The sequence below is a fragment of the Saccharomonospora halophila 8 genome (assembly GCF_000383775.1).
GTDB classification, from domain to species: domain Bacteria; phylum Actinomycetota; class Actinomycetes; order Mycobacteriales; family Pseudonocardiaceae; genus Saccharomonospora; species Saccharomonospora halophila.
The window spans coordinates 151254-175662 of sequence record NZ_KB912586.1 but is presented as its reverse complement, the minus strand read 5'-3'; the positions used below and the strand labels follow the sequence as shown (position 1 = coordinate 175662).

Genomic DNA, 24409 nt, shown 5'->3' with positions numbered 1-24409 from the left:
GGGCGTCGGCCGGGTCCACGGGTGGTCCGGGCGGGACGGCCCCGAGGGCGGTCATCGCGTCGGCGGCGGCCTCCGGGAGGTGGCCGGGTGCGTCGACGTCGCCCCACAGATACGGGTGGCGGCCGACGGCGGGCAGGTCGTACTCGGTCACTCTCGGGCACCTCCAACTGGTCGCTGTTACACTTTGACATATGGTGTCGCAGCGACACAACGAGATCGGTGCCGGGCCGGGCGAGTCGCCGGGGGAGGCCGGGGTGCCCCGCGCCGCGAACGCGATCCCCGAGGAGTCCCTGCTGGACGCGGCCTACGACCTGTTGCTGGCCGTCGGGATGCGGCGGATGAGCATGGCCGACATCGCCCGGCGCGCCGGCATTTCCCGCGCCTCCCTCTACCGCCGCTGGCCCCACGTCCGCGCCGTGGTGGCGGCCCTGGTCACCCGCGAGTTCTCGGCGCTGGCCGCGCAGGCGCCGGACGTGGGAGGCACCGGGCGGGAGGCCGTCGTGTCCGCGGTGACGCACCTGGTCACCACGCTGCGGATGCACCCGCTCGTGCGCAAGATCGTCGAGGTCGACCCGGAGTTTTTGGTCCCGTACCTGCTGCACCGCACCGGAGCGACCGCGGACGCCCAGCTCGCGATGATCGAGGACGGGCTGCGCCGGGGCCGGCGGGACGGCTCCGTCCGCGCGGGTGAGCCGGCGATGCTCGCGCGGTCGGTGCTGCTCACCGCGTGGTCGTTCACCCTCACCGGGCCGGTGCTCGTCCCGGAGGACTCCTACGACGCGCTCGATCAGGAACTCACCCTCCTGCTGGAGCGGTACCTGAGGCCCTGAGCGAGTCGTGACGTCCGACCGGTGCAGACCGGGTCGATCATCCTTTCTCAAAGGGTCGGGTTCGCGGAAGGCCAACCACTGCGACGCCGGCCGAGTGGAAGTGAGCGGACAAAGTAATGAGCTCTGTCGTCGCCCGTTCCCCGCACTGCGAGATCACGCTCGGCGTCCGGTGGATACCAGGGGCGTGGTCAGGGTGTTCCCCGATGGCCGAGTCGCCGGTTCTCCGTACCGTCACCGGCATGAACCATTCTTGGGTCATCCATGGGCTTCGGACAACTGTCGGTCTCGTTGTGACGGTCGTGGTCGCCATGACGTCGGTGCCGACGTCCGCCGGGACCACCCGCCAGCACCGTCCGTCTTGGTCCGGCGATCCGGGCCATGCAGCCACCGGCGCCGCATTGGAGAACCTCGTCGCACAGGGCACGCCCGGTGTCATCGCCAGGGCCGACCTGGGGCGGCGGTCGTGGCAGGGCTCGGCCGGCGTGGCCGAGCTGGACCGGAACCGCCCGCGGGTCCCGGCGGAGCATTTCCGGATCGGCAGTGTCACCAAGACCTTCACCGCCGTCACGGTGCTCAAACTCGAGGCGGAAGGACGCCTGAGCCTTCAGGACAGTGTCGAGGCGTGGCTACCCGGAACGCTCGACGACACCGGTTACGACGCCCGGAGAATCTCGATCCGCCAGCTCCTCAACCACACCAGCGGTGTCTTCGACATACTCCAGGACCGCGGATTTGTCGACCGCTACCGCGGTCCGGCGTTTCTGGAGCACCGGTACGACAGCTGGACACCGGAATCGCTCGTGGGAATCGCCACGGCGCACCCTCCCCTGTTCGCCCCGGGCGCGGGGTGGAGCTACTCGAGCACCAACTACCTGCTGGCAGGGATGATCATTGAGGCGGCGACCGGGGAGAGCTACGCCGACGCGGTCCGGACCCGGGTGCTCCGGCCCCTCCGGTTGCACGGGACCGTTGTGCCCGGATTCTCGCCCACGCTTCCGAAACCTCATGCGTTGGCGTACTCCCGGTTGTTCGTCGACGCCCCGGATGCGGACATCTACGACGCGACCGAGTTCAATCCCTCCCTCGCCGGTGCGGCCGGCGAGATCATCTCCACCACCCGGGACCTGAACCGGTTCTTCCGCGCGCTCTTCGCGGGGCGGATCCTGCCCGTGCCACAGCAGCGGGAACTGCTCACCGGGGTCGACACCGGGCGGGGATACCACTACGGGCTCGGGGTGCGCACCTATCGGTTGCCCTGTGGAACGCGGTGGGGCCACGACGGCGACATCCTCGGTTCGGTGACGCGGACCGTGTCGACCGCCGACGGTCGCCACGTGCTGTCGGTGAACACCAACGACAACTGGCACGACGACGACCTCATGACGGAGGTGTTCACCGCCGAGTTCTGCCGTTGAGCTCCTGGTCGCCGCACCGTCCCGGTCACCGTTGCGTCGGCGTCCGAGCCGCATCGGGGCGGGACCGGTCGTCGTTCGTCGATCTCTGCTCGCTGCCGACCTGCCTCCACGTCCTTCGGTCGAGAAGCGGAGCGACGGTGGCGGCGAAGAAGAGGGCTGCTGTGAGCAGCAGCGACGCGGTGAAGCCCAGTGACGGCATACTCCACGCCGCGAGCAGGCTGCCCAACGGCATTCCGGCGAACGCGGTCGCTGTCACGGTGCCGAACACCCGCGCTTGCATGTCCGTCGGAGTCCGCTCGTACAGCACCGCCGTGATGATCGGGTTGACCGCGGCCAAGCCGAGCCCGGCGACGAACATGACGAGGGTGACCAGCAGCATCGAGTCACTCGTTCCTACCGCGAGAAAGCGAGGTGCGCCGCCGATCAGCAACCCGGTCACCAAGGTCGCATAGCGCGGGATCCGCTTGGTGAAGGCGACGATCCCGACATTGCCGACCAGGGCGCCCGCCGCGAAAGCGCCGCTGCACAGGCCCAGGGCGAGCGGAGAACCGACGATCTGCTCGGCCCACACCGGAAGGTAGACGCTCAGCGCCGCCGTGTCGAACAGGTTGACCAGGAACATGATGGCCATGACGGACAGCATCAACCGGTCGCGCCTCAGGTGTCGGAACCCACGCCGAAGCGCCGTCCAGTAAGGCTCTCGATCCTCGGGAGGGGAGTGCGGGTCGCGTGTCGACGAAGCGTCGCCGTCATCGGGGCGCCGTCGGATCGTGAGCATCACGACAACCGCGCACACGGCGAACGATCCGGCATCGATCCCGATGACCACCGGGGCTCCGAACCATGCGATCAGGACACCGGCGACCGGTCCCCCCACCAGAGCGCTGAATCGGTGTACACCGTCATACAGGGCCGTCGCACGGGTCATCGGCATGGTGGCGTCGCGGACCGTGTGCGGCAGGAGCACCCGCTTCGCGAGGTCGCTCAGACCACGAAGTCCTCCCACCACGAAGACGAGCGTGAGAAGCAGAGCAGGACCGAGGTGGTACAGGAACGGCACGGCACCCAGCACGGCCGCGCTCAGCCAGTCGGCGAGCAGGGACGCGCGCCGTGCACCGAACCGGTCCACCAGGGGGGAGCCGAGCGCTCCGGCGAGCACGTAGGGCACCGTCTCACCCGCGGCGACGATGCCCGTGAGCGCCGGACTGCCGGTCGTGGTGAGAACGAGCCAGGGCAGGGCGATCAGTGACATCCGGCTCCCCATGATGGAGATACCCTCGGCCGCCAACAGGCCGATCAGTGCTGATCGTCGGGCCATCACGTCCCTCGATGCGCCGGTGACACTGAACTCGCGGACACGGTTCCGCGAATTCTACCGAACCAGAACGGTGAAGCGTCGTCCAGAAAAAACACGGAAACGCCGGTAATCCGGTGTGGTGTGGTCGTCGAAGGCGGCCGGAGCGGGACACCGACACCCGGCAGACGACCCCGGAATTGTCGCCGGGATGGACGAAGCCGAACGGCGGTCCCTTTGGTCACCAGCACGTTCGTGTCCGGTTCGTGCTGCGCCGAGCCCGATACCGAGCTCGCGTCCCGGTCCCGCCGGTCCCGGGGCGGCGCCGTGCGCGGTGTTTCCCCGAAGAGGAAACAGAGAAACTCTTTGCCTCGGACGGGGCTCGGACGGACGATCAGTGGCACGGTCGATCCGTCGCTTGCAGCCCGGTTCGAACGGCGCGTCGAGTTCGGCGTCGCGGTGATCCGGGCAATCCTCTCGGAGCATCGACGGATCGCCGATTTGAAACCGGAGGAACGCGTCTTTCGGTCCGATGGAGGTTGACGTTGCCAGAGGAAGCACGCGAACCGGAAACCCTGGTCGACCTCTTCTCCGTACGTGTACGGGAGCGGCCGAACGAGGTGGCGGTCGAATGCTCGGGAATCGAGCTCTCCTACGCCGAGCTAGACCGGCGTTCCGCGCGTGTCTCCCGGTTTCTCGAAGAGAACTACACCGAGGTCGAGGAACCCGTCGGGATTTTGATGGACCGCGGTTGTGATGCGGTGGCGTCCGTCCTCGGTGTCGTGAAGGCGGGATGTGCGTATGTCCCGTTGGACATACGGTCGCCCGACGAGCGCCTCCGTCTGATCATCGAGGAGAGCGGCATCCGGCTCGTGCTCGTCGATCGCGAGAGCAGGGCCGAATACCTGCGTGGTGTGTGTGGTCGTACGGTGCGGGCGATCGTTCACGGTGAGATCCCGCGCGCGAGTGGGACCGGAGTCGCGAGCGGCGCCCGCGGCCGCCGTCTCGTATCGCCGGCACAGCTCGCCTACGTGATCTATACATCGGGATCGACCGGCGTCCCCAAGGGCGTGGAGATCACGCACGGTGACCTCGCCACCTTCGCGACCGACCCCTGCTGGTCGGGTGTCGACGGCAGGGTTCTGCTGCATTCGCCGCTGAACTTCGACGCCTCCGTCTACGAGATGTGGGTACCGCTGCTGCGCGGCGGATGTGTCGTCGTCGCTCCGCCTTCCGCGTCGGACGCGGCGGCGTTGCGCAGGATCATCGCGGACGACAACGTGACCTCGACGTTCGTGACGACATCGCTGTTCAATGTCGTGGTCGACGAGTACCCGGATGCCTTCGCCGGGGACTGCCAGGTGTGGATGGGTGGTGAGGCCGCCTCCGCGGCGACGGTCCAGCGTGCGGTACGGGCCTGTGGTCCTCGGTCCGTGGTCAACGTCTACGGCCCGACGGAAGCGACCATCTTCTCGACGTACCACGTCGTCCCGGATCCGGTCGGTGATTCCGTACCGATCGGCACACCGATGGACCAGGTCCGCGCCTACGTCGTCGACGAGGAGTTGGTCCCCGTGAGCGGAGGCGATCCAGGGGAGCTGTGTCTGGGTGGAGTGGGGGTCGCACGGGCGTACCGCGCGCGTCCGGGACTGACGGCGGAACGGTTCGTGCCGGACCCGTTCGCCGGTGACGGCACCAGGATGTATCGGACCGGCGACCTCGTGCGGACGGGCCGGGACGGCCTGCTCGAGTTCGTCGGGCGCCGGGACGACCAGGTGAAGATCCGGGGTGTCCGGATCGAACTCGGCGAGATCGAGAACCATCTCGCCCGACGGGCGGACATCGCGCGCGTCGCCGTCGTCACACGCGAGGACGAGCGCGGGGAGAAGGTCCTGGTCGCCTACGTCGTGCCGCACGAGGCGTGCGTGCGCGTCGGTCACGGATCCGAAGAGCCCGTTGTCGACGACGAGTCCGCTCGCTGGGGACGGCGGTTGCTCACCGAACTGCGGCGGCACCTGCCCGAGCACATGGTTCCCTCGGACTGTGTGGTCCTCGATCGGTTGCCGCTCACGCCGAACGGCAAACTCGACCGGCAGGCCCTGCCCGCCCCGGTCCGCACCGGTGGATCCGGTGCACCGCGCAACGCGGACGAGTCGTGGCTGTGCGGACTGTTCGCGGAGATCCTCGCGCTCCCCGTGGTCGGGGTCGACGACGACTTCTTCGAGTTGGGTGGTCACTCCCTGCTCGCGGCGAGGGTGATCGCTCGGGTCGAGGAAGCCTACGGCATCCGATTGTTGATCAGCGACCTGTTCGACGCGCCGACCGTCGCCGGACTCGCGCCCCGTCTGAGCGCCCCGCCGAAGACGGCGACACACACACGCCGGAGCCTCGTCGCCGGGGTGCGCCCGGAGACCGTACCGCTCTCCTACGACCAGCATCGACTGTGGCTGCTCAATCAGATGGAGGACAGCGAGGCGCATCCCGCTCAACACATCGCGGTGTTGTTCCGGCTACGTTCCCTTCCCGACGTGGACGCGCTCCGAACCGCGATCACCGACGTCATGCGCCGGCACGAGGTTCTGCGGACCGTGTACCCCTCTGCCGACGGTGCCCCGCGCCAGCTCATCCTGGAAGCCGATCAATGCGACGTCGGTCTGTCCGTGGCGGACATCCCCGGGGAGAAGCGCGACGAAGTGATCACCGCTGCGGCGCGGCATCCGTTCGATCTGCGGCGGGACCCGCCGCTCAGGGCGCGGATATTCCGTACCGAGGACCAGGTGGTGCTACTGCTGGTGCTGCACCACATCAGTGCGGACGGGTGGTCGCTCGCACCGTTGAGCCGGGATCTCGGTGAGGCCTACGCTGCGAGACGTGCCGGGTCGGAGCCCGGGTTCTCCCCGCTGCCGGTGCAGTATCGCGACTACGCCGCCTGGCAGCGTGATCTTCTCGACGCCGGGGGAGACCCGGACGGAACCCTCACGGAGCAGGTGAGCTACTGGACGAACAGACTCGCCGGAATCCCGGACGAGCTACGCCTGCCGACCGACCGGCCACGGCCGGCCGTCGCTACCCACCATGGTGATCTGGTCCGGTTCCGCCTCCCCGCGGAGGTGCACCGGAATCTCGAAGAGCTGGCTCGTCGCCACCGGACGACGCTGTTCGTGGTGCTGCACGCGGGATTGGCCGCGCTCCTGCATCGGCTCAGCGGTGAGGAGGACATCGTCGTCGGCAGTCCGGTGGCGGGGCGCTCGGAGAGCGTTCTCGACGACCTGATCGGCTTCTTCGTCAACACGGTGGTGCTGCGGACGAGGGTGTCGGAGGATCCGGATTTCCACGAGCTCGTCCGCCGCGTGCGGCAGGAATGGGACTCGACCCATGCGAACCAGGATGTGCCGTTCGATCTCCTGGTCGAGAAGGTGAACCCGACCCGGAGTCCTTCGCGTCACCCGATCTTCCAGGTCGCGCTCGGCCTGCTGAACACGCCGGGGTCGGTGATCGATCCGGACGGGATGTCCGGAAACTGGGAGTTCGCCGACACCAGGGCGGCGAACTTCGATCTCGCCTTCACCTTGATACCCCGACCGTCCGTCGACGGTCACCACCGGGGACTCGACGGCGTACTCGAGTACGCCACGGACCTCTTCGATCGTGCGACCGCCCGTCTCCTCGTCGATCGGTTTCTGGTGCTGTTGCGGGAGGCCGTGGCGAAGCCCGGCGATCCGATCCGGTCGCTCGATCTCCTCGTCGACGGACGCGAACGTGCCGCGCTCGTTTCCGGGTCCGCTGCGGAGGGGGACAGCGATACCGTCGTCGACCGGTTCCGGGATCGGGTGGCACGGCGGCCGGACGATTCGGCCGTCATCGCCGGCGATGCCGTCCTTACCTACCGGGAGCTCGACGATCGCTCGGATCGTCTCGCGCACCGCCTGCTCGCACAGGGGAGCGGGCCGGAACGTTGTGTCGCACTGTTGTCGGATCGCGGAATCGAGGCGGTCACGGCGCTACTCGGAATCCTCAAGAGCGGGGCCGCCTATGTGCCGCTCGACCCTCGTTTCCCCGCGTCACGGATGCGCGACATGCTCGCCGAGTGCGAGGTGGGTGTCGTGCTGGTGGACTCCGAGGAACGACGCGCGTTCGTCTCCGGTCTCGGGGCGGAGGCCGACGTGTTCCGTATCGGGGACGCGGTGCACAGCGAGGGAGGGTCGCGCACCGGGATGCTTCCCGGGACGGACCCGGATCGGCTGGCGTATGTGATGTACACGTCGGGTTCCACCGGCAGACCCAAGGGTGTCGCGGTCACGCACCGGGACATCACGGGACTCGTCACGGACACCCGGTGGACCGATGAGGATCTCGCCAGGGTCGCGTTGCACTCACCACTGGCGTTCGACGCCTCGGTGTTCGAAGTGTGGACACCGTTGTCACGCGGTGGAACGGTCGTCGTGGTTCCGCCCGCTCCGGTGGACGGGGCGGCGTTGAGTCGTACGTTGATCGACGCCCGGGTGACCACGGTCTTCCTCACGACGGCACTGTTCAACCTGATGGTGCAGGAGCACCCGGAGGCACTGGCGTCCGTGCGGCAGGTGTGGGCCGGAGGTGAGACGGCGTCGCCGACCGCGTTCGCGAAAGCCACCGAGGTGGTCGGCGGGGGGACTGTCGTCCACGTCTACGGCCCGACCGAGACCACGACGTTCGCGCTGTGTCACACCGTGGGGGAGGTCGACGGACCTTCGGTACCGCTCGGCGGTGCGATGGACGGCGTCCGCGCTTACCTCGTCGACACGTTCGGGCAACTGGCCGGCTTCGGCATGGTCGGGGAGCTGTGCCTGGGTGGTTCCGGTCTCGCGCGGGGGTACGTAGGTATGCCGGGACTGACCGCGGAACGGTTCGTTCCCGATCCTTACGGACCGCCCGGGTCCCGCATGTATCGGACCGGTGACCTGTTTCGCCTGCGTGCTGACGGGTTGCTGGAGTTCCTCGGCCGGGTGGACCGACAGGTCAAGATCCGTGGATTCCGGATCGAGCCGGGCGAGATCGAGTCGGTCCTGACGGGGTGCGCCGACGTCGGACAGACGGTCGTCATTGCCCGTGACGACCGGTCGGTTGGCAAGACACTCGTGGCGTACATCGTTCCGGCTGACGGTGCCGACGGTGCCGACGAGGACGTGGAAAGTCTACGGGAGCGTGTGCGGGAGTTCCTGCGGGGACGCGTGCCGGACTACATGGTTCCGACGGCAATCGTCGTACTGGAGACGTTCCCGCTGACCACGAACGGCAAGATCGACCTTCGACGTCTGCCGGAACCGGTGGTCGACACGGGGGCCCGTGGCCCCCGGACAACGGCCGAACGCGTGTTGTGCTCGCTGTTCGCCGAGACGCTCGCGTTGGACACGGTGGGCATCGACGACGACTTCTTTCGATCGGGTGGGCACTCGGTGCTCGCTGTCCATCTCATCGGCCGGCTGCGGACCGAATACAAGATCGATCTTGCGATCAAGCAACTCTTCCGTGCCTCGACGGTGGCCGATCTCGCCGTCGAACTCGGTGCGTCCGGGGAGGCCGCACTGGCGACCGGGAAGGGGGATCCCTCGCAGGACGGGACGACGATACCGGTCACGACGTGCCCGGACGTGGGTGCGCCACTGTCGTTCGCGCAGCAGCGCCTCTGGTTCCTCGACCAGATGTGGCCGGGGCGACCCGATTACAACGTGCCGGTGGCGCGGTGGCTGAGTGGATCGCTCGACACCTCGAGATTGCGCGGCGCGATCAGCGCACTGGTTCGGCGACACGACATCCTGCGGACACGGTACGAGATGGACGACGACGGTCCTTACCAGATCGTCGACCCTACCGCGGAGCCGGATCTCCGGGTCGTCGACTGTTCCGATGGGGCACAGGGCCGGGCGCGACGTTCCGCCGAGCACGTGCTCAACGAGGAAGCCCTGCGGCCGTTCGAGTTGAATTCGGCTCCCGTCGCACGTTTCCTGTTGATCCGGCTCGCCGATGACGAACACATTCTTCTGTTGGTGGTGCACCACATCGCGACCGACGGATGGTCGAACGAACTGTTGTGGCAGGACCTGGCGTCCCTGTACAACGACGGCGACACGGCGGTGCTGACGGCACCGCCACTTCGCTACGCCGACTACGCGCGATGGCAACACGAACAGCAGGAAACGGCGCGACTGCGCCGCGACGTCGACTACTGGCGTGAGCGCCTCGCCGGTTTCGAGCCCGTGGAACTGCCGACGGACCGGGAGCGTCCACCCTTCCAGAGCGGCCGCGGCGCCGAGATCCGGTTCCAGGCGGGGCGGGAGTTGCGCAGCCGAGTCCTGCGGGTGGGGACCAGATACGGCACCACCGCCTTCATGACACTGTTCACCGCGTTCGAGATTCTCGTGGCGAAACTCACCGGCCGGCGCGACATCGGGATCGGAGTTCCCGTGGCAGCGCGCGATAGACCCGAGTTGGAGTCCCTGGTCGGCTTTCTCGCCAACACCGTCGTGATCCGCTCGGACATCGACCCCGAGTGCGGATTCGGCGAACTGCTCGCGAAAACGAAAAACGACGCCGCGGAAGCCTATTCGCACGGCGAGTTGCCCTTCGACCGGGTGATCGGCGAGCTGAGGACGCCTCGAGATCCGAGCCGTAACCCTCTCTTCCAGCTGATGTTCGGGACCACCGAATCGACTCTTTCCGGTGCCCGGGAGCAGTGGCCGGGGCTGCGTGCGCGGGAACACCCCGTTCCCTTCAGCGCGGCCAAGTTCGACCTGGCCCTCGGGATAGCCGATCACAGTGATCGGCTCGTCGGTCAGGCCTGCTATGCCACGGACCTGTTCGATCGGACGACGGTCGAGCGGTTCCTGCGCCGATACCTCAGCCTGCTCGAAAACCTCTGCGAAAAACCGGATGACCCTGTGGGCACTCTTGATCTGACGGACGAGCACATGGATACCACGGCTGAGTTCGTCCAGCCCTCATCGGTGATACCCGTCAGTCCCTGAACAACGGGAAAGTGAATACGCGAACGACCGAGTGGGGGCCGCCCGCTCCGTCCACGTGCAGGGAAAGGAATCTGTGATGTCCGACGAGACTTCCGACGACCGCACCTACTGCGTCGTGCTGAACGACGAGGAACAGTATTCGATCTGGTTCGCCGACAGGGAGCTGCCCGCGGGGTGGCGCAAGGACGGTGTCGAGGGGACCAAGAACGTCTGCCTGGCCCATATCGAGGAAGTGTGGACCGACATGCGTCCGCTCAGTCTGCGCCGAAGGATGGCGGAGAACGGGACCGACTGACGGAGATGACACGGACGTCCTTGTTCTCCGTGGTGGGGAATCGACCGATCAGCCGCGAGCTCACGGGTGGGTAACATGACCGTATCGTCCAGTCCGGTTCGACGGCCCGCGCTTTCGGGTGCGTGTCTGTACACCCTGTTCGAATCTGTGAAGGACCGGGCTCCCGACGCGGTCGCGATCGAATCGGAGACGCGGAGCGTGACCTACGGTCAGCTCGCCGACGAGGCCGAGACGCTCGCGGGTGCACTCCGTGCACAGGGCGCAGGTCCGGAATCGACGGTCGGCGTCTGCCTTCCGAGCGGGCCGGAACTGGTGGCGACCGTGTTGGCCGTCCTCCGAACGGGAGCCGCCTATGTCCCGATGGATCCCGGTCTTCCGGAGAAACGACGACGGCTGATAGTGCAGAACACCGGAGCGCTCGGCGTCGTGCGTCCGGAGTCACCGCCTTCCGCCGTGCCTGACGGATCGATCGTCGCCGATCCCCCCACGGTCGGTCCGGACAATGCCGCGTACATCAGTCACACCTCGGGGACGACCTCGCGGCCGAAAGGCGTGGTGGTGCCGCACCGGGGTGTCATCAATCGCGTCGTGGACACGATCCGACGACACGGAATCACCGCGGACGACCGCGTGCTCCTGCGCACACCGGTCGGGTTCGACGCCTGTGCCTGGGAAATCTTCGTCCCGCTGCTCGGGGGAGCGACCGTGGTCGTCGGTTCCGGAGACACCGCCGGGGACCCGGAAGCGGTCGCGCGGACGGTCCTGGAACGCGGTGTCACCGTGCTTCAGGTGGTTCCGTCGATGTTGCGTCTCGTGGGCGAGACCCTCGGGACGCGCCACACGAGACTGCGACTCGTCTATTCTGCCGGTGACCAGCTCGACGAAGCTACGGCCCGGGACGCCCGCACGGCCCTCGGTCCGATCGAGCTGTGGAACGTGTACGGGCCGACCGAGTGCTCGATCGGCTGCGTCGAGGGGCGGTATGAAGCCGATGGGACGGGAGTCGTCCCCATCGGGGAACCGATCGACGAGATCACGACCCGGGTTCTCGATGCGCAGGGGGAACCCGTTCCCGCCGGCGTCCCGGGCGAGCTGTACGTCGGTGGTCCGGGGGTGGCTCGTGGATACCTCGGAATGCCCGGGCTCACCGCCGAGCGTTTCGTACCGGACCCGTACGGGACAGCCGGAGCGCGCCTGTATCGCACCGGCGACCGCGTCCGCGTGCTGGCCGACGGACGACTCGAGTTCCTCGGGAGGATCGACCACCAGCTCAACATTCGAGGAGTCCGGATCGAGCCGGACGAGGTGGAACGGGCGCTACGGGAGCACCCGGGCGTCCGGCACGCGGTCTCCGCGGCGAGCCGGGACCGGCTGATCGGGTACGTCGTCGGTGCCGACGACGTCACCGCAGGCGGGCTGCGAGAGCACCTCCGAAGCCGGGTACCGGCCGAGTACGTGCCGTCCCACTTCGAGTTCCTGGACGAGTTCCCGCTGAACGACAACGGCAAGGTCGACAGGACCGCGTTGCCGGAACCACGGTGGGATGACGAGCACGTCGCACCGCGCGACGCCGCCGAAACGTTCGTCAGTCGGATCTGGGAAGACCTGCTCGGAGTCTCCGGGGTGGGCGCGAAGGACGACTTCTTCCAGCGTGGGGGGTACTCGCTGCTCGTCCCGCGCCTGGCGGCCCGCCTGAGGGAATCCGGCCATCCGATTCCGGTGGCCGAGCTCTATGCCGCGTCGACCGTCGAGGCCCAGGCTCGACTGGTGAACGAGGAGCACGACGGTGCCGGGCTCGTTCGCACCGAGCAGCGCGGGGGCAGGCCGCCCTCGCCGGGACAACGTCGGTTGTGGTTCCTGCAGCAGCTGGACCCGGACAACACCGAGTACCTGGTACCGCTGGTCATCCGGCTTCCCGGGCGCCCCCACCCCGGACGTCTCCGGGAGTCGCTGGGCGACCTCGCCCGAAGACACGAGATCCTGCGGACCCGGTACGTCGCCGAGGAGGGTGAGCTGCGGCAGGTCGTCGACCAGCAGCCGCACATCGAACTGGATGTGCCGGGACACGAGCTCGCGCAGGTGCTCCGTACGGAGATCACGCGAGGGATCGACCTCGGGCGGGGACCGGTCTGGCGTGCCACCCTGACGTCCGACGATCGACTCGTGGTGCTGATACACCACATCGCCTGCGACGGCCTCTCCGCGGCGATCCTGGAACGTGATCTGCTCGAATTCGAGGCCGGGCGAGCCGAGAACCGCCGACCACGACTGCCCGAGCTTCCCGTGCAGTACGCGGACTACGCCGTGTGGCAGAACCGGCGACTGGACGACGGTGAACTGGACGGCGAGCTGGAGTACTGGAAACACCGACTCGCCGGGATCACCACGCTGACCCTCCCGATGGACCGCCCACGGGGGCAACAGCGGGATTCCGAGGGAGCCGTGTACCGCTTCGACGTCGATGCCCCACTGAGTGCGGCGGTCCGGCAACTCGGGCGCGAACGCGGGGCGACCCCGTTCATGACTTTCCTCGCGGCGTACTGCTGTGTGTTGGCACGTCTCTGCGGGACCGACGACGTCACCCTCGGGACCCCGGTCGCCGGACGGCTCCGGCCCGAGGTGCACGAGCTGGTGGGGTTCTTCGTGAACACCCTCGTGTTGCGTTGCGACATGACCGATGTACGGGAGTTCGCCGACGCCGTGTCCCGCGCCCGGGAGACGGCACTGGAGGCGTTCGCGCACCAGGAGCTTCCGTTCGAGCGGCTCGTCGAGGAATTACAGCCGGAGCGCGACCTGTCCAAGACCCCGTTGTTCCAGGTCATGTTCGAACTGGTCGACCAGCGCTCCCCGGGCGCGCAGGACTCCTCCGAGGCGGTGCTCGAACACTGGGACACCGCCAAGTTCGACCTCACGCTGCATCTCGAGAACCGCGCCGGTGGGTCACTCAAGGGCTCCTTCGAATACGCCACCGACGTGTTCGACCGGGAGACCGTCGCCCGGATGGCGCGTGCGTTCGTCCGTGTGCTCGACGGGGCCGCGACCGGAACGCCGCTGACCGAGCTGGACCTCATGGATCCCGCGGAGCGTCACCGTGTCGTGGTGGAACTCAACGACACCGCCACCGAGGTCACCGACCGGTGCATCCACGAACTGATCGAGGAGCAGGCACACCGGACACCGGACGCCGTCGCGGTGGAGTACGAGGGCTCACGGCTGACCTATGCGGAGGTGGACGCCCGAGCCAACGCCCTGGCGTTACGCCTGCGGAAGCTCGGGGTCGGGCCGGACATCCCGGTGGGGGTGCTGTTGGATCGCTCTCCCGCACTCGTCATCGGGATGCTCGGGGTACTCAAGGCGGGTGGGTGTTTCGTACCGCTGGAAACGGACTTCCCCGTGGCGAGAGTGCGGCAATTACTGAACGACGTCGGCGCCCGGACGTGTCTCGCCGACGTCGGCACGCCGGTCCCGGAAGGGGTCACAGCCGTGACCGTGGGCGACGACGAAGCCGCTGCGGGACCGCCTTCCCAGGTGATGGCGGACCACCTGGCCGCCGTCTACTACACCTCGGGATCCACGGGGAAGCCCAAGGGTGTCGCCGCGACCCATCGCGGTTGGGTCAATCGCCTCGTCGCCATGCAGGACGCACTCGCTCTCCAACCCGGGGAAGCGGTCCTGCAGAAGACCACGGTCGTCTTCGACGACACCCCGGTCGAATGTTTCTGGCCGCTCATGGTCGGCGGACGCGTGGCAGTGCTGGCTCCCGGCGCTCACCGGGACCCGGTCGCGATCCTCGACGCGACGGCGCAGCACGACGTCTCGGTCGTCCTCTTCGTTCCCAGCATGTTGTCCCTGGTGGTCGATGCGCTGACGCCCGACCGGAGGCGCGGGTTGCGCGTGCTCCGCGAGATCGGGACGAGTGGCGAGGCATTGAGCGCGGAGCTGGTGCGCTCGTACCGGGACCGTGTCGGACCAGAGGGGCCGGCGTTGCACAACCACTGGGGTGTGACCGAAGCCTCGATCGACTCGACCCGACACACGGTCGGAGCGGCCGACGCAGCCGGCTCCGGAACGGTCACGATCGGTCGACCGCTGGCGAACAATCGAATCTACGTGCTCGACGGACACATGCGCCCGGTGCCACCGGGAACGGTCGGTGAGATCTATGTCGGTGGTCTCGGACTGGCACGCGGGTACCACGACGATCCGGCGAGAACGGCGCTGGCCTTCGTGCCCGACCCGTTCGGCTCGTCCGGACGGCTCTACCGCACCGGCGATCACGCCCGTCTGCGGGCGGATGGTTCGATCGACTTTCTCGGCCGTGCCGATCACCAGTTCAAGGTCCGCGGGGTCCGGGTCGAACTGGGGGAGATCGAGGAGACACTACGCTCGCACGCCGGCGTGCGCGACGCGACTCTCCATGTCTGGCAGGCACCGTCCGGTGACAAGCGGATCGTCGGGTACGTCGTCCTCCGAGACGGAGCCTCGGTCAACGAGCTCTGGAGACACCTGGAGGACCGGCTCCCCGGGTACATGGTCCCTTCGGTGCTCAGTCCGTTGTCGGAGATTCCCCGTACGCCGAGCGGGAAGGTCGACCGGCAGGCTCTCACCGCTCCCGACATGCCCACCTTGGTGCGGGAGCAGGGGTTCGTGGCGCCGCGCACCGCTGCGGAGCAAGTGCTCACCGGGATCTGGAGCGAAGTGCTGGGCACGGAGGTCGGTGTGCACAACGATTTCTTCCGTGCGGGTGGTCATTCGCTGCTGGTGGCCCGGGTGGTCTCCCGGATCCAGGAGGAGTTCGGTGTCGAGTTGCCGATCCGGGAGATCTTCGACAGATCGACCGTCGCCGAACTCGTTCCGGTGATCGAAGAGCGGATCCGTGCGGAGATCGAGGGTCTCCCGGACGAGGAGATCCGGAGAGCCGCGACGCGGCGAGAGGACGTGCAGTGATGGTTGACACCGACGCGCTGCGGGAGGACCTCGTGCAGGCCCGGCTGGCCGGACGGGCGCGAGACCTGCGGACCTCGACGGAACCGGTCGCGGATCGCTCCGGACCGGTGCCCCTGTCCTTCGGTCAGCAGGGCATGTGGTTTCTCAGCCAGCTTCGTCCGGACAGTCCCGAGTACCTGGTCTCCTGTGCGCTGGAGATAACCGGCCCGTTGGACTCCGGCGCGCTGCGTGCGGCGTTGCAGCGAGTCGTCGAGCGGCACGAGATATTGCGTACCCGGTACGAGTTGTCCGACGGCGAGCCGGTCCAGGTCATCGACGAGGCGCCGGTGGTTCGGCTGCCGATCGTCGAGGTCGCGGACGCCACGGAGCCGTTGCGGCAGGATTTGGGCACGCCGATCCACCTCGGTCGGCAGCATCCCTTCCGGGCACGTCTGCTTCGTCGTGGCGCGCACGACCATGTGCTCAGCCTGGTGCTGCACCACATCGCCTGTGACGCCGCATCCTGTGACCTGCTCGTCGACGAACTCGCACAGCTCTACCGGTCGTACACCACGCGAACGTCGGCCGATCCGGCACCGTTGCCCACCCAGTATGCCGACTATGCGGTACGGCAGCGACAGCGCAGCTCCGGTGAGGTGCTCGATCGTCGGCTGCGCTACTGGCGGGAGATGTTGGCCGGGTCGGTGCCGCTCGATCTTCCGACCGACCGACCGCGGTCCGCGGCACGGGACCGGTCGGGGGAGGATGTGCTCTTCCGTGTCTCCGCGGATCTGACGCGGGCGTTGCGTGCGGTCGCGACCCGGTGCGAGACAACCTTGTTCGTCGTGCTGTTGACCGCGTTCCAGGTGCTGTTGGCCCGTTACAGCGGGAAGCGTGACGTCGTCGTGGGCAGCGCGGTGTCGGCACGTACCCGTGCGGACGAGCAACGGATGATCGGTTACCTGCAGAACGTACTACCGCTGCGGGCGAACTGGACCGGTGATCCGGTCTTCACCCAACTGTGCGGGCAGGGAGGAGAACGGCTGCTCGACGCGCTCGACAACCAGGAAGTGCCGCTGCGTTCGCTGACCGGCGGTGGGCACAGAAGTCCCGGGCAATCCGACGACCCGCTCTTCCAGGTCATGTTCGATCTGCTCGAACACGTGCCGACCGGATCGGCGAACCTCGGGGTGGACTGGGCCCCTGTCGACGTCAACGGCAAGGTGGCACGGTTCGACCTGACGTTGCAGATGGCCGAGCAGGCCGATGGATCGCTGCGCTCCGGACTCAACTATGCCACCGCACTGTTCGACCACGACACCGCCGAGCGAATGGTGGGTCACTTCGAACGGTTGGTGACGGCGATCGCCGGCGACCCGGACAGGCCGCTCTCCACACTCGAGATGCTCGCACCGGACGAACGGTCCCGGCTGCTCGCGGGCGGCGACGGTGGTCGTGCCGCACGGATCCGGACGACCGTGAGCGACGCGGTCGCCGACCACGCCCGGCGGACCCCGGAGGCCCCGGCCGTGGTGCCCGTCGGAGCGACCGGAGTGGGGCTCTCCTACCGTGAACTCGACGAGGACGCCAACCGCATCGCGCGGTACCTGACCGAACGCGGGGTCGGTTCGGAGAGTCTCGTCGCCGTCTGCCTCGGTCGGGGACGGTGGTTGCTGCCCGTGCTGCTCGGGGTCTGGCGTGCGGGCGCGGCCTACGTTCCGCTGGATCCCGCGCATCCCGACGATCGGCTCGGCAGTGTAGTCGGCGACTCCGGAGCCCGGACCCTGATCACCGAGTCGGCGCTCCGCGCGCGTCTCGACGCCGTGTGCGGCGAATGCGCCGTGGTCGTCGTTGATGACGACGCGGCGATCCCCCGGTGTTCGGCGCGGGCGCTCGACCACGCCCCGGAACCGGAGACACTGGCCTACGTCATCTACACCTCGGGCAGTACCGGACGTCCCAAGGGAGTGCTCGTCTCCCATGCGAGCCTGATGAACTATCTGTCGTGGGCCGCCGACGACTATGTCCGGGACACGCGAGAGTCCTCCGCGGGCGCACCGGTGCTGTCCTCGGTGGCCTTCGACCTCACGGTGACTCCGCTGTACACGCCGCTGCTGTGCGGTCGCCCGGTGTATCTCCCGGAACCGGACCTCGGCCCGGAAGAGCTCGGCACCGTACTGGCCGGGCACGCTCCGTTCGACTTCGTGAAGCTCACTCCGGGGCATCTCGACCTGCTCACCAAACAGTTGACTCCGGACGAGAGGGCCGAACTCGCCGACACCGTCGTCGCGGGGGGCGAGTCGTTCTCGACCGGGCTGGCGGCGGAGTGGCGCCATACCCGGGTGGTCAACGAGTACGGCCCGACCGAGACGACGGTCGGGAACGCCGCTCGCACGGTCGACGGGACGGAGGAAAGTGGCATCCTGCCCCTGGGCCGCCCCATCCCGGGGACGAGCGCTTACGTGCTGGACGAGACGCTCGCGCCGATGCCCGTCGGTGTGGCCGGTGAATTGTACATCGGCGGTGGGCAGCTCGCCCGCGGCTATCTGGGGCAACCCGCGCTCACCGCGGAGCGATTCGTGCCGAACCCGTTCGGCCCGGCGGGGGCGCGGCTCTACCGGACGGGGGATCGGTGTCGGGTGCTCGCGACCGGCGAGTTCGAGTTCCTGGGACGGACGGACACCCAACTGAATATCCGTGGCTACCGTGTCGAGCCTGCCGAGATCGAAGCGGTGCTGAAGCGGTATCCCGGAGTCGAGGCCGCCGTGGTCGCTGTGCGGGACGGGGTGTTCGCCGGTTATGTCGTCGCGGCGGACGAATACCACCTCGACATCGCGGAGCTCGAGAAGTTCCTGACCGGGGTCGTGCCGGCGTACATGGTTCCTTCGGTCCTGGTCCGGCTGGACGCCGTGCCGCTCACCGCGAACGGCAAGATCGATCAGGATGCGTTGCCCGTACCCGGCCGTGCCGAGTTCAGCACCGATACCTACACGCCTCCGTCCGGGGACGTCGAAGAGCGCATCGCCCGGGTGTGGCGCTCGGTGTTGCGGCTCGACGAGGTCGGTGCGAACGACTCGTTCTTCGACCTGGGAGGGGACTCCCTGCACGCGGTGGCGGTCGTCGGTGCGCTGCGGGAGGACGGTCTCGAAGTCTCGATGCAGGAGATCTTCCAGCGGCCCACGGTCGCGGGACTCGCCGAGGTCGTCGGCGAACGCCCGGAGGTGTCCCCGGAACCGTCCGGTGTCGCGCCGTTCGCCATGGTGACTCCGTCCGATGCCGAGCGGGTCGGTGCGGGAGTGCGGGACGCGTACCCGCTGTCGATGGTCCAGGCCGGCATGGTGTACGAGATGGTCGCGGACGCCGACGCGTACCCTTACCTCAACACGACCACCTACGGTATCCGGGACGGCCGTCCCTTCTCCGTCGAGGCGATGCGGGAGGCGGCCGACGTCGTCGTGGGCCGGCACGAGGTCCTGCGCACGTCGTTCGATTTCGACACCTTCAGTGAACCTTTGCAGCTGGTGCACGACCGGGCACGATTGCGGGTGAAGGTCCACGACCTTCGCGGACTGGATGAGCGGGAACAGCAGGACCGCATCGGGGCCCACCGGGCCGAGGAACGCCGCACCCCGTTCGACCTCGCCAGCCCGTCGCTCCTGCGGATGTGCGCACACGTCCACGCGGACGACCGTTGGTCGCTGACGATCACGGAGTGCCATCCGATCCTCGAAGGATGGAGCTATCACCTGCTGCTGATGGAGCTGTTGGACTGTTACGCGGCGATCCGTGACGGGAGGGATCCCGAATTCGCCCCGGCCCCGGAGGTCAGGTACGCGGATTTCGTCGCCGCGGAACGCGCGTCCCTGGACTCCGATGCCGACCGGGAGTACTGGACGCGCGTGATCGAGGGTACGGAGAAGCTGGAGCTCCCGCGGGCATGGGCGGGTCCGCCCGGACCGGGCTACTACAGGCTGGAGGTCCCGTTCCGCGATCTGCTCGAAGGGCTGACCGCGGTATCCCGCGCTGCTGAGGTGCCGCTCAAGAGTGTGTTGCACACGGCGCACCTGAAGGTCATGAGCATGCTGACTCCTCAGCGCGAGTTCTTCACCGGTCTGGTCTGCGACGCGCGGCCGGAACTCCCGGGCGCCGAGCGGGTTCTGGGCATGTTCCTCAACACTGTCCCGTTCCGTTTTCGGTTCGCCGGTGGTACCTGGCGGGACCTGGCGCGCGAGGTCTTCGCAACCGAAACCGAATTGTGGTCACACCGCCGTTTCCCGCTGCCCGCCATGCAACGGCAATTCGGTGATCGGCGACTTCTCGACGTCATGTTCAACTTTCTCGACTTTCGCGAGGTCGACGAGGACCTCGTCGACGTATACGGAACCGTGGACGACAGTCCGAACGAGTTCCCCCTGTCGGTCACGGTCTTCCGGCTCGGGCTCGTCGATCTGACCTTCCGGACGCGCGTGATCGGGCGGGAACACGGGCACGCGCTGGCCGAGATGTACCGACTCGTACTCGAAGCGATCGCCGCGGGTCCCGACGGTGATGCCCGGGTCTCTCCCGTCCCGAACACGGTCGGCCCGCTCACGGGCACGGAAGTCGTGGGGAAGGGGATCGGCGGATGTCGGCCCGTGCACGAACTCGTGGCGGGGCACGCGAGGACGAGACCGGACGGTGTCGCCGTGCGGAACGGGTCGGAAGGGATGACCTACGCACAGCTCGACCTGGCGGCGAACCGGCTTGCCCGTCATCTGATGGAGCTGGGCGTACGGCCGGAGACCCCGGTCGGCATCTGTCTCGACGGCGGGCCGGACCTGGTCGTCGCGATACTGGGAGTACTCAAGGCGGGAGCGGCCTATGTTCCGCTCGACCCGGCACACCCCGCCGACCGTGTCACCTTCTGCCTGACCGACAGCGGCGCGGCCATGGTGCTCACGCGCGAGGGTCTCCTCGGTTCATCGCCCGCGGTCGGAACGGTCCCGGTCGTCTGTCTCGACGCCGAGTGGACGGCCATCGGCCGTCGGCCGGACACCTGTCCCTCCGTCGCTGTCGAACCCGAGAGTCTCGCGTACGTCATCTACACGTCCGGCTCGACCGGGCGCCCCAAAGGAGTGATGGTCACTCACGGTGGATTGGCGAACTATCTGACGTGGGCCGCGGAGTACTACGGCCCCGCAGCGGACGGCGGGGCCCCGATGGTCGGTTCGGTGGCTTACGACCTCTCGGTCACGAACCTGTTCCTGCCTCTGGTACTCGGCAGGGAGATCGATCTGCTGCCCGACGGCTCCGACATGGTCTCGCTGGCGGAACGGCTCCGCGGGGACGGGGATTTCACCGTGCTGAAAGCCACACCGACGCATCTGGAACTGCTCCGGAGCGAGTTGGACGGTTCCGGGCCGGTGTCCTCGGTGAGTACCGTCGTCATCGGGGGCGAGGAACTGAGGCAGGACACGGTCGAGGCGTGGCGGGCCCTGGCGCCGTCGGCGCGGTTCGTGAACGAGTACGGCCCGACCGAGACGGTGGTGGGTTGCTCGGTGCACGAGGTGGGACCGGGGACCACCGGATCGGTACCGATCGGCACGCCCATCGCGGACACCCGGCTGTACGTGTTCGACGCGTTCATGCGGCCGGTGCCGGCCGGAGTATCCGGTGAGATCTACATCGGCGGCGCGGGTGTCGCCCGCGGTTACCGTGATCGTCCGGGACTCACGGCGGAGCGGTTCGTTCCCGATCCGTACGGCCCACCGGGAGCGCGCCTCTACCGCAGTGGTGATCTCGGCTTCGTCCGCGCCGACGGGGAACTCGCGTTCCAGGGGCGGCTCGATGAGCAGGTCAAGATCCATGGTCATCGGATCGAGCCGGGCGAGATCGAATCCCGGCTCCGGGAACACCCGCGGATCGAGGACGCCGTCGTGGTGGCGACACCCGGTCCGGAGGGACATTCGCGGTTGATCGCTTACGTCGTCGGCGAGGCCGAGGACGACCTGTCCGCCTTCCTGCTCGTGACCCTTCCCACCCACATGGTGCCCAGCGCTTTCGTGCCACTCGACGCTCTCCCCGTGGGGCCCGGGGGAAAGGTCGACCGTGCGCGGCTGCCCGAACCGCCGAGCGTGGTGGATCGCCGTGCGCGGGACACCGTCGCGCCACGGACCGAGACCGAACGCGTCCTCACCGAGATCTGGGCGAGTGTGCTGGGACTGGAGCGGGTAGGTGTGCAGGACGACTTCGTCGAACTCGGCGGAGACTCGGTCCTGACCATTCACGCGGTGTCGGCGGCGCGCAAAGCCGGCGTTCCCGTGTCACCGCGATTGATGTTGCGGCACGGCACGGTGGCGGGATTGGCGGCCGCGCTTCGCGACGACATACCGACCACGAACGCGGAACAGGGCGTCGTGACCGGTGAGGTGCCGTTGCCCCCGATCCACCGCGCCTTGATCGCCGAGGGAGCGGATCTCGACGAGTACACCCAGACGGCTCATCTGCTCGTGGATCCGGCACCGGTCGATCCGGCGCTGCTGGAACGCGCGCTGCGGGAGATCGTCACGCATCACGACGTTCTGCGGCTGCGGATCCGGGACGGACACGCGCACCTGGTGGCGGCCGAGCAGCACCGGCTTCTCGAAGTGAGCGATCTGCGCGGTCTTCCCGCCGCGAAGCAGGACAGGATGCTGTCCCGGCTCGCCGCGGAACTGTCCCCGGATATCGTGACGGGGCCGGCCCTGCGGGCCCGGCTCTTCCGGTTCGACGACGCAGACCCGGCCCGACTGGTCCTCGCGGCGCACCGGAGCGTGGTGGACGGTGTCTCCTGGCCGGTGCTGGTGTCCGATCTGGACACGGCATACCGGCACCTCGAAGCGGGACAGGCGGTCGCGTTGCCCTCGAAGACATCGTCGTTCCGGGAATGGGCCCGGAGGCTGGATCGGTACGGTCGTGGCGCCGAGATCGAACGTCAGATCCCGTACTGGCTCGCGCGGGGTGGACAGATACGTGTTCCGGCGGACCGTGACGGGGGAGCGAACACGCCGAACAGCGTCCGAACGGTGACGATGCGTGCGAGTCTGGACCGCCCGCCCGCCGACATGCGGGATATTCTTCTCGCCGCATTGGCACTGGTCGTCACGGGGAGGACCGGCGACGACCGGATGGTGGTCGAGCTGGAAGGGCACGGTAGGGAGGAGCTTTTCGCCGACCTCGATGTGTCCCGCACGGTCGGCTGGTTCACGACTCTGTACCCGGTCGAGATCCCGGTACCCGTGGCGCGCGAGGACGTCACGGCGGTGTCCCGTGCGGTGAACGGGGTACCGGACGGTGGGATCGGTTTCGGACTGTTGCGTCATCTGGACGGCAACGAGCAGAGAGAACGGCTGCGCGCCCTGCCACCGCCACAGATCCGGTTCAACTACATGGGCACGAGTCCGGGGGGCGAGACACACGCGAGGTTCCGGCCTGCGCCGGGGGGTGTCTCCCCGGCTCGGCCGACCACCGGGCGGCGGTCGCGCGAGTTCGAGATCGACGCGGGGGTCGACGGCGGAGAGCTACAGATCGTGTGGGCCTACTCGGAGAACATCCACCATCGGCGAACGGTTCGTGCCTTGGCCGAGCACCATCTCGCCGAAGTGCGGACGATGTTGGCGCAGCGTTCCGGATAGACGACAACGACGACAGGGGAAGTCGATCAGATGCTCACCTCCGAGGTGTCCTTCCCGTTCCGGGACGAGGTGCTGTCCGGGACGGTGTTCCTGTCCGGCAGTGCGGAGCCACACCCCGCCATCGTCATGGTGCACGGGTCGGGCGGAGTCGATCGCTACGGTGCCCAGGGAACCCTGCAGCCCGTCATGGAGCGGTTCGTGAGGGCGGGCTTCGCGGTGCTCTCCTACGACAAACCCGGTGTGGGCGGATCGACGGGCCGGTGGGAGCGGCAGACCTTCGACGACCGTGCCGCGGAGACACTCGCCGCTGTGCGTTTCCTGGCGCAGCGCCCGGACATCGATGCGGCTCGCATCGGGCTGTGGGGGATCAGCCAGGGTGGGTGGACCGTGCCGATCACCGTGGCATCGGCGGCCGCCGAGATCGCCTTCGCGGTCCTCGTTTCGGCCTCGGCTCTCACGCCCTGCGAGCAGTCGATTCACCAGATAGTGAGAAGACTGCGCGGTGACGGCTTCTCGGAGGTACAGGTCGCCCGGGCGGTGGAGCTCCACGAGCGACGCACCGCTGCTCTCGCGGCGGCGACGCCCGGATCGCGGATCCTCGCCGAGGAACCGGAATCAATGACGCGGCAACCCTGGTACGAGTACTGCCGGACCTCCCCGGAGGAACTCGACTTCGTGCGGCCGATCTGGCACTTCGACGTCCTGCCGTTCGTGCGCCGCCTGTCGTGCCCACTGCTGGCGATCTGGGGTGCGGAGGACGTGCACATGCCCGCTCAGCGCTGTGCCGCCGCCTTCGCCGCGTCCCTGGCGGAAGCGGACCACGAGAGCTTCCGGATCGAGGTGTTCCCGGCCGCGGATCATCGGATCCGTGTCCCCGGTGCGGGCAACGGAGCGAGCGCCCTCGCCCCCGGTTACGCGGAAAGCATGGTGACGTGGTTGGCCGGGGTCCCCACTCGCGGTGCTCGGACCATGGACGGCCGACGGCGATGAACA

At 68.0% G+C, this 24409-nt stretch carries 8 protein-coding genes; 7 read left to right on the top strand and 1 reads right to left on the bottom strand.

The window, feature by feature from the left end; genetic code table 11:
* Positions 1 to 191: 191 nt before the first annotated feature.
* Both SACHA_RS0119255 and SACHA_RS0119250 read left to right on the top strand, forming a co-directional pair.
* Positions 192 to 830, top strand: coding sequence for a TetR/AcrR family transcriptional regulator (locus SACHA_RS0119255; protein WP_019812390.1), 639 nt, complete (start codon positions 192 to 194; stop codon positions 828 to 830).
* A gap of 398 nt (positions 831 to 1228) precedes the next feature.
* Positions 1229 to 2245, top strand: coding sequence for a serine hydrolase domain-containing protein (locus tag SACHA_RS0119250; RefSeq protein ID WP_232211926.1), 1017 nt, complete (start codon positions 1229 to 1231; stop codon positions 2243 to 2245).
* A 25-nt stretch (positions 2246 to 2270) separates the two neighbouring features.
* Here the strand turns inward: SACHA_RS0119250 and SACHA_RS23220 are convergent, their stop codons facing one another.
* Positions 2271 to 3563, bottom strand: a complete 1293-nt coding sequence (locus SACHA_RS23220; protein ID WP_019812388.1) for an MFS transporter — start codon at positions 3561 to 3563, stop codon at positions 2271 to 2273.
* Positions 3564 to 4084: 521 nt separating this feature from the next.
* On the opposite strand from SACHA_RS23220, the gene SACHA_RS0119240 reads away from it, so the two are divergent.
* The 5 genes from SACHA_RS0119240 (at position 4085) to SACHA_RS23505 (ending at position 24406) form a co-directional block, all read left to right on the top strand.
* On the top strand, positions 4085 to 10543 hold the full coding sequence (locus SACHA_RS0119240) for an amino acid adenylation domain-containing protein (RefSeq protein ID WP_019812387.1): 6459 nt from the start codon (positions 4085 to 4087) through the stop codon (positions 10541 to 10543).
* Between the two features lie 76 nt (positions 10544 to 10619).
* The gene (locus SACHA_RS0119235; RefSeq protein ID WP_019812386.1) at positions 10620 to 10838 is read left to right on the top strand and encodes an MbtH family protein; all 219 of its coding nucleotides are present in this window, start codon (positions 10620 to 10622) and stop codon (positions 10836 to 10838) included.
* A 75-nt stretch (positions 10839 to 10913) separates the two neighbouring features.
* Complete coding sequence (locus SACHA_RS0119230; RefSeq protein ID WP_083935919.1) at positions 10914 to 15785, top strand: non-ribosomal peptide synthetase; 4872 nt, start codon at positions 10914 to 10916, stop codon at positions 15783 to 15785.
* On the top strand, positions 15785 to 23416 hold the full coding sequence (locus SACHA_RS23215) for a non-ribosomal peptide synthetase (RefSeq protein ID WP_051110282.1): 7632 nt from the start codon (positions 15785 to 15787) through the stop codon (positions 23414 to 23416). The genes SACHA_RS0119230 and SACHA_RS23215 overlap by 1 nt, the downstream gene beginning before the upstream one ends.
* A gap of 30 nt (positions 23417 to 23446) precedes the next feature.
* Entirely contained in the window at positions 23447 to 24406 is a 960-nt protein-coding gene (locus tag SACHA_RS23505; protein WP_019812383.1) for an alpha/beta hydrolase family protein, read from the top strand.
* Positions 24407 to 24409: the final 3 nt, after the last annotated feature.

Excerpts from the sequence above, each read along its gene's own strand:
- SACHA_RS0119255 (WP_019812390.1), top strand. The coding sequence starts at position 192 with ATGGTGTCGCAGCGACACAACGAGATCGGTGCCGGGCCGGGCGAGTCG.
- SACHA_RS23220 (WP_019812388.1), bottom strand. The coding sequence starts at position 3,563 with ATGGCCCGACGATCAGCACTGATCGGCCTGTTGGCGGCCGAGGGTATC.
- SACHA_RS0119235 (WP_019812386.1), top strand. The coding sequence starts at position 10,620 with ATGTCCGACGAGACTTCCGACGACCGCACCTACTGCGTCGTGCTGAAC.
- SACHA_RS0119230 (WP_083935919.1), top strand. The coding sequence starts at position 10,914 with ATGACCGTATCGTCCAGTCCGGTTCGACGGCCCGCGCTTTCGGGTGCG.
- SACHA_RS23215 (WP_051110282.1), top strand. The coding sequence starts at position 15,785 with ATGGTTGACACCGACGCGCTGCGGGAGGACCTCGTGCAGGCCCGGCTG.
- SACHA_RS23505 (WP_019812383.1), top strand. The coding sequence starts at position 23,447 with ATGCTCACCTCCGAGGTGTCCTTCCCGTTCCGGGACGAGGTGCTGTCC.